This is a genomic window from Geobacillus sp., assembly GCF_017515625.1.
GTDB classification, from domain to species: Bacteria; Bacillota; Bacilli; order Bacillales; family Anoxybacillaceae; genus Geobacillus; species Geobacillus stearothermophilus.
The window spans coordinates 1-12,489 of the sequence record NZ_JAFWFM010000043.1; the positions used below are offsets into that span (position 1 = coordinate 1).

At 52.8% G+C, this 12,489-nt stretch carries 16 protein-coding genes; 14 read left to right on the forward strand and 2 right to left on the reverse strand.

Features of this window, described 5'->3' with window-relative positions; translation table 11 throughout:
- Positions 1 to 438 precede the first annotated feature (438 nt).
- The 10 genes from IKE44_RS02595 (at position 439) to IKE44_RS02640 (ending at position 7,813) form a co-directional block, all read left to right on the forward strand.
- Positions 439 to 2,835, forward strand: a complete 2,397-nt coding sequence (locus tag IKE44_RS02595) for a Na+/H+ antiporter subunit A (protein WP_049624266.1) — start codon at positions 439 to 441, stop codon at positions 2,833 to 2,835.
- The gene (locus tag IKE44_RS02600) at positions 2,828 to 3,244 is read left to right on the forward strand and encodes a Na(+)/H(+) antiporter subunit B (RefSeq protein WP_049624265.1); all 417 of its coding nucleotides are present in this window, start codon (positions 2,828 to 2,830) and stop codon (positions 3,242 to 3,244) included. Before IKE44_RS02595 ends, IKE44_RS02600 begins: the two co-directional genes overlap by 8 nt.
- The gene (locus IKE44_RS02605; RefSeq protein ID WP_033016299.1) at positions 3,245 to 3,586 is read left to right on the forward strand and encodes a Na(+)/H(+) antiporter subunit C; all 342 of its coding nucleotides are present in this window, start codon (positions 3,245 to 3,247) and stop codon (positions 3,584 to 3,586) included.
- A complete protein-coding gene (locus IKE44_RS02610; protein ID WP_049624264.1) occupies positions 3,579 to 5,051 on the forward strand; it encodes a Na+/H+ antiporter subunit D in 1,473 nt (490 codons plus the stop codon). The genes IKE44_RS02605 and IKE44_RS02610 overlap by 8 nt, the downstream gene beginning before the upstream one ends.
- 6 nt (positions 5,052 to 5,057) lie before the next feature.
- Positions 5,058 to 5,534 (forward strand): Na+/H+ antiporter subunit E, encoded by a 477-nt coding sequence (locus IKE44_RS02615; protein WP_033016295.1) that lies wholly within the window; start codon positions 5,058 to 5,060, stop codon positions 5,532 to 5,534.
- Positions 5,534 to 5,812 (forward strand): Na(+)/H(+) antiporter subunit F1, encoded by a 279-nt coding sequence (locus IKE44_RS02620; RefSeq protein WP_375153659.1) that lies wholly within the window; start codon positions 5,534 to 5,536, stop codon positions 5,810 to 5,812. The genes IKE44_RS02615 and IKE44_RS02620 overlap by 1 nt, the downstream gene beginning before the upstream one ends.
- 10 nt (positions 5,813 to 5,822) lie before the next feature.
- On the forward strand, positions 5,823 to 6,158 hold the full coding sequence (gene mnhG, locus IKE44_RS02625) for a monovalent cation/H(+) antiporter subunit G (RefSeq protein ID WP_049624271.1): 336 nt from the start codon (positions 5,823 to 5,825) through the stop codon (positions 6,156 to 6,158).
- A 167-nt stretch (positions 6,159 to 6,325) separates the two neighbouring features.
- Positions 6,326 to 6,946, forward strand: a complete 621-nt coding sequence (gene kapD / locus IKE44_RS02630; RefSeq protein ID WP_033016292.1) for a 3'-5' exonuclease KapD — start codon at positions 6,326 to 6,328, stop codon at positions 6,944 to 6,946.
- Positions 6,947 to 7,016: 70 nt separating this feature from the next.
- On the forward strand, positions 7,017 to 7,232 hold the full coding sequence (locus tag IKE44_RS02635) for a hypothetical protein (protein WP_033010715.1): 216 nt from the start codon (positions 7,017 to 7,019) through the stop codon (positions 7,230 to 7,232).
- A gap of 80 nt (positions 7,233 to 7,312) precedes the next feature.
- Positions 7,313 to 7,813, forward strand: coding sequence for a superoxide dismutase family protein (locus IKE44_RS02640; RefSeq protein ID WP_171698329.1), 501 nt, complete (start codon positions 7,313 to 7,315; stop codon positions 7,811 to 7,813).
- Between the two features lie 245 nt (positions 7,814 to 8,058).
- On the opposite strand, the gene IKE44_RS02645 is transcribed toward IKE44_RS02640, so the two are convergent.
- Positions 8,059 to 9,273, reverse strand: a complete 1,215-nt coding sequence (locus IKE44_RS02645) for a MalY/PatB family protein (RefSeq protein ID WP_080985700.1) — start codon at positions 9,271 to 9,273, stop codon at positions 8,059 to 8,061.
- 83 nt (positions 9,274 to 9,356) lie between these two features.
- Between IKE44_RS02645 and IKE44_RS02650 the strand changes: the two genes are divergently transcribed.
- The 4 genes from IKE44_RS02650 (at position 9,357) to yugI (ending at position 12,048) form a co-directional block, all read left to right on the forward strand.
- On the forward strand, positions 9,357 to 9,620 hold the full coding sequence (locus tag IKE44_RS02650) for a DUF1871 family protein (RefSeq protein ID WP_033016289.1): 264 nt from the start codon (positions 9,357 to 9,359) through the stop codon (positions 9,618 to 9,620).
- 50 nt (positions 9,621 to 9,670) lie between these two features.
- Complete coding sequence (locus tag IKE44_RS02655) at positions 9,671 to 10,171, forward strand: Lrp/AsnC family transcriptional regulator (protein WP_049624269.1); 501 nt, start codon at positions 9,671 to 9,673, stop codon at positions 10,169 to 10,171.
- Complete coding sequence (locus IKE44_RS02660) at positions 10,168 to 11,340, forward strand: aminotransferase (protein WP_033016287.1); 1,173 nt, start codon at positions 10,168 to 10,170, stop codon at positions 11,338 to 11,340. Before IKE44_RS02655 ends, IKE44_RS02660 begins: the two co-directional genes overlap by 4 nt.
- 348 nt (positions 11,341 to 11,688) lie before the next feature.
- Positions 11,689 to 12,048 (forward strand): S1 domain-containing post-transcriptional regulator GSP13, encoded by a 360-nt coding sequence (gene yugI / locus IKE44_RS02665; RefSeq protein ID WP_033016285.1) that lies wholly within the window; start codon positions 11,689 to 11,691, stop codon positions 12,046 to 12,048.
- A 62-nt stretch (positions 12,049 to 12,110) separates the two neighbouring features.
- Here yugI and IKE44_RS02670 read toward each other — a convergent pair whose 3' ends face one another.
- A complete protein-coding gene (locus IKE44_RS02670) occupies positions 12,111 to 12,344 on the reverse strand; it encodes a DUF378 domain-containing protein (protein ID WP_033010722.1) in 234 nt (77 codons plus the stop codon).
- Positions 12,345 to 12,489: the final 145 nt, after the last annotated feature.

Consider the following 12,489-nt stretch of genomic DNA (forward strand, 5'->3'; position numbering starts at 1 on the left):
ATATAGATGCAACGAAGAAGTTTAACATATCCTTGACGGAAAAGCGGTTTGTCCATTTTCGACTGTCGAAGGCAAGCCATAGGCTTGCCCCGTCACGCCAAGGCGTGACGGAAGACCGAACAACCACCTGCTTCACAGACCCATATATGGGTCTGTGAAGCGGCGTTGTTCGGTCGCCTGACAGTCGATAAAAGCTGCAAATGGTAAATCTTTAAATTGCATCTATATAAATCACCTGCTCGATCGAAACGATGCGATTGGCGATTGGCAGCGTAAGGGGAAACTTTTTTAGGAATTTTTCGTATACAGATAGGCGGCGAAAGTCTGGCTTGATTTTCAGCAGACCGTTGTGCCGACAGAGGCGGGAGTTTATGATACAATACGAAGTAGGATAAGCGGGGCGATGTGAGGGGAAACAATAGGGAAGGAGGATGGTTCATGTTAAACTTGGCAATTGTCTCACCACTGATTTATGCTTTATTCGTTCCGTTTTTGTATAAATATGTGCGTTCGATTCATACCGGATGGTTTGTGCTCCCACTACCGGTCTTATTGTTTTTATATTTTATTCAACATCTCCCTCTTACCCCCTACGGACAAACGATCCCTTGGATTCCGTCTCTAGGAATGGATTTTCAAGTCTATATGGATGGGTTAGGGCTACTCTTTTCGTTGCTAATCACAGGGATCGGTTCTCTTGTCGTGCTGTATTCGACTTACTATTTGCCAAAGGAAAAGGAAAAACTCGGCCACTTTTACGTGTATTTGCTTTTGTTTATGGGAGCGATGCTTGGCGTCGTTCTTTCGGACAACGCAATGGCGCTCTATCTATTTTGGGAATTGACATCGTTTTCATCCTTTTTATTGATTGGCTACTGGAATGAGCGTGAACGCTCGCGGTATGGGGCGCAAAAATCGATGCTCATCACCGTGCTTGGCGGGTTGTCTTTGCTTGGAGGATTTTTATTGCTTTCGGTCATGAGTGGAGGGTCGTACAGTATTCGCGATTGGATGGCTATGGCGGATGCGTGGCCGCAACATCCGTTATTTTTTCCGGCGATGCTCTTGATTTTGCTTGGCGCGTTTACCAAATCCGCGCAGTTTCCGTTTTACATTTGGCTTCCGGACGCGATGGAAGCGCCGACGCCGGTCAGCGCGTATTTGCATTCGGCCACCATGGTGAAAGCCGGCATTTATTTAGTGGCTCGCTTCACTCCGATTTTTGCTGTTTCTTCGCTATGGGTTTGGTTGGTGATGGGCATTGGAATGGCGACGCTTTGTTGGGCATCGTTTCATGCCGCTCGCCAAACAGATTTGAAAGGATTGCTCGCCTATTCGACGGTGAGCCAGCTCGGGTTGATTATGTCGCTGCTTGGCGCTGGAGCGCTGGCTTTTCATGGCGATCCGGGCGATCGTCGTTTATATATGGCGGCCGTGGTGGCAGCAGTGTTTCACTTAATCAACCATGCGACGTTTAAAGGAAGCTTGTTTATGGTTGCCGGCATTGTCGATCATGAGACCGGGACGCGGGATATCCGGCGTCTTGGCGGGCTGCTCAGCGTTATGCCCGTCACGTTTACCGTTGCGGTCATCGGTTCATTGTCGATGGCAGGTGTGCCTCCGTTTAACGGATTTTTAAGCAAAGAAATGTTTTTTGCGGCCATGGTGCAGGTGGCGAACGCCCATTTGTTTTCGCTTGATGTCTGGGGGATCTTGTTTCCGGTGCTCGCTTGGGTGGGGAGCGTGTTCACCTTTTTGTACAGCCTTCTTTTTGTTGGGAAAACGTTTCTTGGCGCTCCGAGGCCTTCGGAATGGCCGAAACGGCCGCATGAAGCCCCGGTGGGGATGCTTGTGGCGCCGGTGGTGCTGGCCGTCCTTGTCATCGGTTTTGGACTGTTTCCGAATGTGTTGTCCAACACGGTGATTGCTCCGGCGGTGGATGCTGTTGTTAACGGCTTGTTCCGTCGGGAAGGGCTTTCCGTGCACATTAGTCATTGGCACGGATGGACGATTGAAGTGTGGATGACGATCGGAGTGATTGTCCTTGGCGTGTTGCTATATCGGAAGTTTGATTCATGGAGGCGCGTGTACGGCGCGTTTTCGCAGCGGCTTTCACTGAATCACTTATATGACACGGTCGTGCGGCAGATGGAAGAGCAGTCGTATTCGCTGACAAGCCGTTACATGACCGGGTATGTTCGGACGTATTTCTTGTATATTTTGTCCGTAATGATCGTGCTGCTTGTCGCAACGATTGTTTTGAAAGTAGATGGAAGGCTCTCGCTAAGCCATTTAGCGGAAGTGGGCATCCATGAACTGATATTGGCGTTGGTCGCCTTGATCGGAACAGCGACGACTGTGGCGGCCAAATCACGTCTTGTTGCGATTATCGCGTTAGGTTCGGTCGGCTATACGGTTTCCCTTTTCTTTGTGTTGTTCCGGGCGCCTGACTTGGCATTGACCCAGCTTGTCATTGAAACGATTTCTGTTTCGCTGTTTTTGCTTTGCTTTTATCATTTGCCGAAGCTCAGCCGCCATGAGAAAGGCGTTCGATTCCGGCTTGGGAACGCTCTTATTTCGCTTGGCGTCGGCGCGTTGGTCAGCGTGATCGCCTTGTTGGCGTACAGTGAGAAAAACTTTGCATCGATCGCTCAATACCATATTGAAAACGCGTATGAAAAAGCGGCTGGAAAAAATATTGTCAACGTCATCTTAGTTGACTTCCGCGGATTTGATACACTTTTTGAAATTTGTGTGCTGGCGATCGCGGCACTCGGCATTTACGCTTTAGTGAAGCTGAAAGCTCCGAAAGGGGAGAGCGGCAAATATGAATGAGCTCATTTTGCGGACGGTAACGGCCGTTGTCACGTTTATGATCATTTTATTTGGGATTCAGCTTTTTTTCGCCGGCCACTATTACCCGGGCGGCGGATTCATTGCCGGTCTCGTTACCGCCGGCGCCATCATTTTGCTGCTGCTGGCGTTTGACATCAAAACCGTCCGGTCGATGATCTCGGTTTCGTATCGCACGCTCATTGGTGTCGGGCTGCTGTTTGCCTTAGGAACAGGTCTTGGCGGCTTAGTCTTCGATGTCCCGTTTTTAACGCACGCCCATGGCCATGTCATGCTGCCGCTGCTTGGGGATGTTTCGCTCCATACGGCCGTCTTGTTTGACTTAGGAGTCTATTTGGTCGTTGTCGGGGTGACCATGACGATTATCGAAACGATAGGAGAGGATGAATAAATGGAAGTCGTCATGATTATTGTCATCGGCTGTTTGTTTGCCGGCGCTACGTACTTAATGTTAAGCAAAAGTTTGCTTCGGATCATTATCGGCACGGGATTGTTAAGCCATGGAGCGCACTTGCTGTTATTGACGATGGGAGGATTGAAAAAAGGAGCGCCGCCGCTGCTTGACGTGCAGGCGGAACACTATGTCGATCCTGTTCCGCAGGCGCTGATTTTGACGGCGATTGTCATTAGCTTTGGTGTCACGGCGTTTTTGCTCGTTTTGGCGTATCGTTCTTATCAGGAGATCGGGACGGACAATATTGAACAGATGAGGGGAAAGGAAGACCATGACTAATGCAGTAATTTTTCCGATTGCGATTCCATTGACGACAGCGGTCATCTTGATGTTTTGTGTGAAATCATTGAAAGCGCAAAAAATGATTTCCCTCGTGTCAGCAGGGGTGCTCATCGCTGCGGGCGCTTGGCTTGTGCGCCTTGTCGACCATGAAGGGATGCAGAAGCTGGACGTTGGAAACTGGCCGGCACCGTTTGGGATTACGCTCGTCTCTGACATGCTTACAGCGCTCCTGGTGTTGACAACGAGCATGATCGCGTTCGCTTGCCTCCTGTATTCATTTTTCACGATTGATTCGAAACAGGCGTCTATGTACTACTATGTTTTTTTTCAGTTTCTCATTGTCGGAGTGAACGGGGCGTTTACCACAGGGGATATTTTTAATTTATTCGTGTTTTATGAAGTGATGCTTATGTCATCGTATGCGCTTCTCGTTCATGGCGGCACGAAAATCCAGCTTCAGGAAACGATGAAATATATGGTGATCAATGTGTTTTCATCAGCGTTGTTTGTCATCGCCGTCGGCTATTTGTACGCCGTGACCGGCACATTGAATATGGCGCACTTAGCTGTACGGATTTCTCAAGCAGACAACACTGCTGTATTGACGGTCATTTGCTTGCTTTTTCTCATTGTCTTTGGGTTAAAGGGGGCGTTGTTTCCGTTTTATGTTTGGATGCCGGGGGCTTATTCCGCTCCGCCGTCAGCTGTGCTTGCGTTGTTTGGCGGCTTGTTGACAAAAGTCGGTGTGTATTCGATCTTGCGCACTTTCACGCTCATTTTCCGTCAAGATGTCGGCTATACGCATACGATTTTAGCGTGGTTGGCGATCGCGACCGTTGTATTTGGCGTCATTGGCGCCGTGGCTTACCGCGATATGCGGCAAATCGCCATTTATAACATTGTGGCGGCCATCGGTGTGATGGCGTTTGGCATTTCTTTAATGACAGAAGAAAGTATGGAAGGCACGATCTTTTACTTGCTGCAAGACATGGTCATGAAAACGGCGCTCTTTTTCATTATCGGGGCGATTGCGTATGTCGCGGGAACGAATCAACTCGGGCGGTTCAGCGGACTGCTCGGTTCGTATCCACTGCTTAGCTGGACCGTATTCCTTTCCGCTCTTGCGCTAAGCGGCATTCCTCCGTTCAGCGGGTTTATCGGAAAAGCGCTCATTATTCGGGCGGCGTTTGAAAAAGGACAGCTTCTGTTTGCGCTGGTTGTGTTATTATCCAGCTTGCTTGTGCTTTATTCGGTGATGAAAATTTTTATTCAATCTTGTTGGGGAGAAGCGCGCGGGTATGAGCAAAAACGAGTCGCCCCGCTGTATGTGCCGATTGTCGCGCTTCTTTCCTTGGCCGTTTTATACGGCGTCGGGGCCGAATTTGTTCGTCCATATATCGCTCAGGCGGCGGCGACGTTGGCGGATCCGTCAATATATATTGAGTCCGTGCTGAAGGAGTAGAGGCAAATGGCGCAACAATTGCTGATCAATGTGATATTGGCATTCGTTTGGATGTTTCTTGCTGATTCGTTTAGCGGATCATCGTTTGTCATTGGATATCTTCTTGGTTTCGGCATCATTTTTGTGCTGCGAAGATATTTCTCGACGACGTTTTATGCCGTACCGTTGTTTGTGATTGGAAAGCTGGCGCTCATTTTCATCAAAGAGTTGTTGTTGGCCAACTGGGCTGTTTTGAAGATTGTTCTTTCCCCGTCGCTGGACATGAAACCTTGCATTTTCGCTCTTCCTCTTGAGGTGAGAAGGAACTGGGAAATTACGCTGTTGTCGAGCTTGATTACATTGACGCCCGGAACGTTTGTGATCGACGTCTCTGATGATAAGAAAGAGATTTATATTCATACGATTGATGCTCCGGATGTGGATGAAGTCATCCGACAAATCAAGACATCATTTGAAAAAACGATTTTGGAGGTGAGCCGGTGATGGTGGTGTTCAATGTCGCGCTGACGTTGTTGTCGCTTGCTGTCATCTGCTTTCTGTATCGGGTTGTCAAGGGCCCGACTGTGGCGGACCGGGTCATTGCGCTTGATGCGATTGGGATTTGTCTGGCAGGCATTGTGGCGGTGCTGTCCATCATATTGGAGACGAGCGTGTTTTTAGAAATTATTTTGCTGATTGGAATTTTGGCATTTCTTGGCACGGTGGCGTTTGCTAAGTTTTTGCAAAAGGGGGTTGTGATTGAACGTGACGGAAATCATTGATGGGGTGATCATGTTGCTCGTCATGGTTGGCGCGCTGTTAACGTTGATTTCGGCCATCGGCGCCCTCCGCCTCCCTGACGTCTATACGAGAAGCCATGCCATTAGCAAAAGCACTACTCTAGGGATGATTTTTATCTTAATGGGGACGTTATTTTACTTTTGGTTGAAGCACGATCATTTCAATTCCCGTTTGTTGTTGGCTATTGTCTTTCTTTTTTTAACATCTCCGGTGTCAGCTCATTTGATTAGCCGTGCGGCGTACTACTCCGGCGTTCGCCCGTGGGAAGGGACGGTTCGCGATGATTTAGCCGAACGGAGAGAACGTATAACGAAAAGCGCAAAGTAGAGAAGAAATAGCGGGATGTCCTTTGGGTTTCTCCAGACCACTCCGCTTTCACGGCATCCGCCTCTTTTTCGCCCTTTTCTGAAAAAAGAAATAAACAATGGCTTCTACGTGATATAATAATAAGTAAGACCCATTACGGCTGTATGGAAGAAAGGGGGGAAGCGGCGATGGATGACCCGCAATATTTGTTTCTCGATTTCGAATTTACGATGCCGGAGACGAAAACGAATCCGAGCGGGTTTTGCCCGGAAATTATCGAAGTCGGCCTTGTTGCGGTTGTTGAGGAGCAAATCGTGAGCCAATTTTCCTCCTATGTGAAACCGCTCCGTTTTCCGCAACTCACCGACCGGTGCAAATCGTTCCTCAACATCACCCAAGCGCAAATTGATGGCGGCATGAGCTTTTTTGATCTCGTTTCCTTGCTCCGGCGGTATGACCGAGAGCGCCCGACGACCGTCATTACATGGGGCGGCATGGACATGAAAGTGCTCCGGGAAAACTGTCAGTCGGCGCAAGTCGCATTTCCATTCACCGGCGAACACCGCGATTTGGCTTTGGAGTATAAACGGTTTTTCGGCAACAAAAACCAAACCGCCTTACGCAAAGCGGTGCAAGAGTATGGAAACGAAGCAGTTGGAAAAGCCCATTGCGCGCTCGATGATGCGTTTACCGCCTACACGATCTTCCGGCTCATCGAAAACGACAAAAAGTATTTGGCGAAGACGAAGCCGCCGACGCTCGGCGAGCGGATCGATTTCACCCAGCTGAGGAAAAAGTTTGCGTTATAGCCGGCTGCGTTGGCAGCGGCTTTTTTATGCTATAATGATAGATGATTTTACGGCAGAAAGGTTGTTTGCGATGTGGCCATGGGTGTTGAACTTGTTTTTGTACTTTCCGGAAGACAAGCGTGAATACATTCCGGCGGCGATTTCCTTTGCCGTCTTTTTCTTGATGGCGGTGTTTACCATGCGGCTCATCGTCGTCATTTCCCGGCGTCAGGAGAAGGAGGCGAAGCAGCTGGAAGAACAGCTGCTCGGCAAACAGGACAGACAAAAACAGCCGCCGCATGTATAAACCGGCGCTTTCCCGGCAATAATGGCGGATAACGGATATGAAGCTGGGGGGAGTTTGTGTTGCGTGGATCATATGCGATCATGTCCGCCGTGCTGCTCGTGTTGTCCGGCTGCGGGCAAGATGAAGGAACGAGCCGGACGGTGGAGATGATCAATGCGGACGGCGATCGGATCGGTACGGTGGAATTGACGGAGCAAGCCGAAGGAGTGCGGTTGAAGCTCGATTTGGAAGGGCTCCCGCCGGGGGAGCACGCCATTCATATTCATGAAAAAGGAAGTTGCCAGCCGCCTGATTTTCAGTCGGCGGGCGGGCATTACAACCCGGACGGGAAAAAGCACGGCCTTCTCCATCCGGAAGGGGCGCACGCCGGCGATTTGCCGAACATCATTGTGAAGGAGGACGGCACGGTCAACGTCGAGCTGACGGCGCCGAATGTGACGCTCCGGGAAGGGGAAAAAGGGACGCTCTTGACGAAAGACGGAACATCGATCGTCATTCATGCCAAGAAAGACGACGGCATGACCCAGCCGGCCGGCGACGCCGGCGGGCGGATCGCCTGCGGGGAAATCAAGTCGTCATGAAACAGGGGCTCGCGTGCGGGCCCCTGTTTCACGTTGCCGGGACAGCTCTTCGCATGGCAAATGCGCGAAAGCGACGGTTGCACGGCCTCTGCGGCACATGGTTGGCAGAACAGAGAACGGGAAGGAACGATCGTTTGGCTTCCTTTTCCTTTTTGATTGACATGGATAGAGGAATCCCGCAACGGATTTGGTGCTGTTTCGTTTCCGTTTCGCCATTCGCTTGGCCGCACTTCTTTGGCGCAAAGCTAGCCTAGCGCCGCCCTCAGCCGCCGCAGCCCTTCTTCGAGCGTCGGGCGTGGGCAGGCGGCGTTTAAGCGGATGAAGCCAGCGCCTTCGGGACCGAATTTGCTGCCGAATTCAACAGCCAGTTTTCCACTTTCCAACAGCCGCCGTTTCAGCTCCGCCTCGGAAAGGCCGAGGCCGTGGCAGTCGATCCAGATGAGATACGTTGCCTGCGGCCGGATGAGGTGAAGCGCCGGTAGACGGTCGGCCAAATAGGCGGCGGCCGCCTCGATGTTTTCCTGCAAGTAGGCAAGCAAGGCGTCGAGCCACGACCCGCCGCATCGGTACGCGGCCTCCGCCCCGACAACGGCGAACGCATTCAACGTAAAAAAGCCGTGACGCTGCTGGATGCGGCGGAACGCCCGGCGCCGCGAATCGTCGGGAATGACCGCTTCGGCCGCCTGCAAGCCGGCCAGGTTGAACGTTTTCGTCGGCGCGCGGAATGTGGCGCTTTGCGCCGCAAACTCGGGACGAAGCGCGGCGAACGGCACATGCTGGTGCGGCGGAAGCGTCAAATCGGCGTGAATTTCGTCCGATAAGACGAAGACGCCGTGTTTGAGGCACAGCTCCCCGAGCCGCTCGAGCTCGGCGGCCGTCCACGATTTGCCTCCGGGATTGTGCGGATGGCAAAGGATGAGCAGCTTTGCCCCGGGTAGTTTGGCTTCCAAGTCGTTCCAGTCGATGACGTAGTTCTCTTCCGCCAGCCGGAGCGAGCTGAATATGAGCGTGCGTTCGTGGCGGCGGACGAGATCAAACAGCGGCCGATAGACGGGCGAGAACACGACGACGCCATCCCCCGGCTCCGAAAACGCCTCAATGGCAGCGGCGACCGCCGGCACAACGCCAGGGGCAAACACGAGCCAAGACGGATCGATCGTCCAGTCATGACGGCGTTCAAGCCATTGGCACACCGCTTCTTTGAGTGAATCGGGAATGACGGTGTAGCCAAACACGCCGTGTTCAACCCGCCGCTGCAGCGCTTCCTGCACTTCGGGCGGCGCCGGAAAATCCATATCGGCGACCCACATCGGCCAGACGTCTTCATGCCCGAATATGCGCTTTGTATCATCCCATTTCACGGACAGCGTGCCCCGGCGGTCAATCACGCGGTCGAACAGGGACGCGGCCGTTCCTTCCCCGTTTTGGGCATGGCTTTTTCCCTCATCGGACGGAAACATTGTTGCATCTTCTCCCTTCTTTTTTTCGAATCGATGGCTTATAATTGGTTATATCATAGCAGCAAGAGAGGTGGATGGACAGCATGGACGGACAGCAGTTGAACCGGCTGCTTCTTGAGACCATCGGCGCCTGGGACCCGTTCGGTCTCGGAAACGGCGCCTACGAGGTGGAAGCGGTCGACGTTCTTCAGGCGGTGTACGATACGGATGATCCCCGCACGCTGGCCGCCCGTATTCAGTCCATATATGAATTCGCGTTTGACAAAACGATTCCTGCCCGCGACTGTCAAAAACTCGCCCGCCGGCTTCTCAAACTGAAACACGCCGCATCTTGTTCGCTCCCGTGACGGCATCCAGCGGCCGGTTTGCGGAAATGGATGAAAGGGAGGAAGACAAAGTGAAACTGAGTGAAAAAGAACTAGAAATTGTAAAAATATTAGAAAAAGATGCGCGTACGCCGCTTGATATGTTGGCGAAAATGGTCGGCCTGCCAGTTGCGGAAACGGAGGCACTCGTCAAAAAGCTGGAAGAGGAGAAAGTGATCGTCCAATATACCGCGCTCGTCGACTGGCGGAAGGTGGACGGTCATGAAGGGGTGACGGCGATGATCGATGTGAAAGTGACCCCGAAGCGCGGCGTCGGCTTTGACGAGGTGGCGGAGCGCATTTACCGCTTTCCGGAAGTGACATCCGTATATTTGATGTCCGGCGCCTACGACTTGTCGGTCGTCATTGAAGGGCGGTCGATGTCAGAAATTGCCCAGTTTGTATCGGAAAAGTTGTCGACGCTCGATTCTGTCATTTCAACGACGACCCATTTCATTTTGAAAAAATACAAACATGACGGCATCGTCTTTGGTCAAGGAGATCAAGATCGCCGCATCGTGGTGTCGCCATGAAGCCGCAAATGCGAAACACATACGTGTCGAAGACGGTCGCCGCCTTGAAGCCGTCCGGCATCCGCCGCTTTTTCGATCTCGCTTCCGGCATGGAGGGTGTCATTTCGCTCGGCGTCGGCGAACCGGATTTTGTCACGTCCTGGAGCGTCCGCGAAGCGAGCATTTTGTCGCTTGAGCAAGGCTATACGTCCTATACCCCAAACGCCGGGCTTTTGGAGCTCCGCCAAGAGATCGCCGCCTATTTGCGCCGCAAGTTTCACGTTGACTACCGGCCGGAGACGGAAATTTTGGTGACGGTCGGGGCGAGCCAGGCGATCGATTTGGCGCTGAGGGCGATTCTCGACCCGGGCGATGAAGTGATCGTCGTCGAGCCAAGCTTCGTGGCGTATGAGCCGCTTGTCGTGCTTGCCGGCGGGACGCCGGTGGCGGTGCAGACAACGGGCGCAGACGGGTTTCAACTCCATGTGGCGCAGCTGGAGCAGGCGCTCACCGCGCGGACGAAAGCGATCATCATTTGCTCGCCGAACAACCCGACCGGTACGGTTCTCCGTCCGGCTGAACTTGAAGCGCTCGCCCGCCTGGCGAAAGAGCACGATTTGCTTGTCATCGCCGACGAAATTTACGCCGAACTGACGTATGACGGCGGCTATATGAGCATGGCCGCCGTCAGCGGCATGCGCGAGCGGACGATTTTGATTTCCGGGTTTTCGAAAGGGTTCGCGATGACCGGCTGGCGGCTCGGATTTGCTGCGGCGCCGGAAGACATTTTGCAGGCGATGTTGAAAATCCATCAGTATGCGATCATGTGCGCGCCGACGATGGCGCAATACGGGGCGCTTGAGGCGCTTCGCAGCGGGGAGCGCGATGTCGCCGAGATGCGCAGCAGCTACCGGCGGCGGCGCAATTATTTCGTGTCGTCGCTCAATGAAATCGGCTTGCCATGCCATATGCCAGGTGGCGCGTTTTACGCGTTTCCATCCATTCGGCATACCGGCATGACGTCAGAGCAGTTCGCCGAGCGGCTGCTCATCGAAGAAAAAGTGGCGGTCGTCCCCGGCAGCGTCTTTGGCCAAAGCGGAGAAGGACATGTTCGCTGTTCGTACGCGTCGTCGCTTGAACAGCTGCAGGAAGCCGTCAAACGAATAAAACGGTTTTTGGCGCGTTTGTAGCCGGCGGCCAAGGCGCCCACGCGGAAGCGGGGCGCCTTTTTCCGTTTTCGCATGCACACGCCCTCATCCATACGGAGCGGTAATGGCGGCTTGGTTCGGAACCGCTGTTTGCGCCGGCTTTTTCTTGACGCCTATACGCGCGAAAGAGCGGCAAGGACACGACCGGGGGGCGGCCGGTTTAGGAAAAAATCCATCGGGTCGGCAGTTGGCGGCGAGCCGCGCGCCACGGAGCAAGCACATTCGTGCAAGAAAAACAATCGCTTGGGCCTATCCCCTCATTTTTGGGTTTTGCCTTCCCCTTATGTTATAATACAGAAACGATGAAATTCACCAATAGGAGTGTTTTGCTTGCCAACGATCAAACGAGGATCCATTGTGAAAGGGAAGGTGACAGGTATTCAGCCGTACGGCGCGTTCGTCCAGCTTGAGGGCGGAATGCAGGGGCTCATCCATATTTCCGAGATTTCGCACCGATTTGTCAAAGATGTGCGCGATTATGTCAATGTCGGCGATGACGTGACCGTCAAAGTGCTTGATGTCGACTGGAAGATGAAGCGGGCGAGCTTGTCCTTGAAGGCGCTTGAACCAGGCGCGGAGAAGCGCCAGGCGCGCATCAAAATGCCGCTTGAGCCGGGATTCCGCTCGCTAAAAGAAAAGCTGCGTGAATGGATCGAGCAGTCGAAGAAGGAAGATTTGCCAAAACAATAAAACACTCACCGCCAAGCGGTGAGTGTCCGGTTTCGCCCGCAAACTGCGGTGTCCCGCCCCGTTCAGGTGCGGGTCGGTTTCGGTTCAGTGCGCTCGAGCTCTTCGGCCGGTTTGAACAACAACGCCAGGTTGATCAAGCCGGCGATGCCGACAAGGCTGTAAATGATGCGCGACCAAACGGCGTCCTGGCCGCCGAAAATGGCGGCAACCAAATCAAATTGAAAAAACCCGATTAGTCCCCAGTTTATCGCGCCAATGATCGTCAATAACAAGGCGATCCGCTGCCACGCTCCCATCGTGTCCACCTCCCTCTAGAAATGTTGATTTATCAAGGCTTTTCGGCCCCTCAGGGGTGTCCAAAAAATATTTTTCGACAAAATCCCTTACATCCTTTTTCAGTTTTGTGGATATCTTACAGACCTAGGGTGCGCTTCGCGGCCA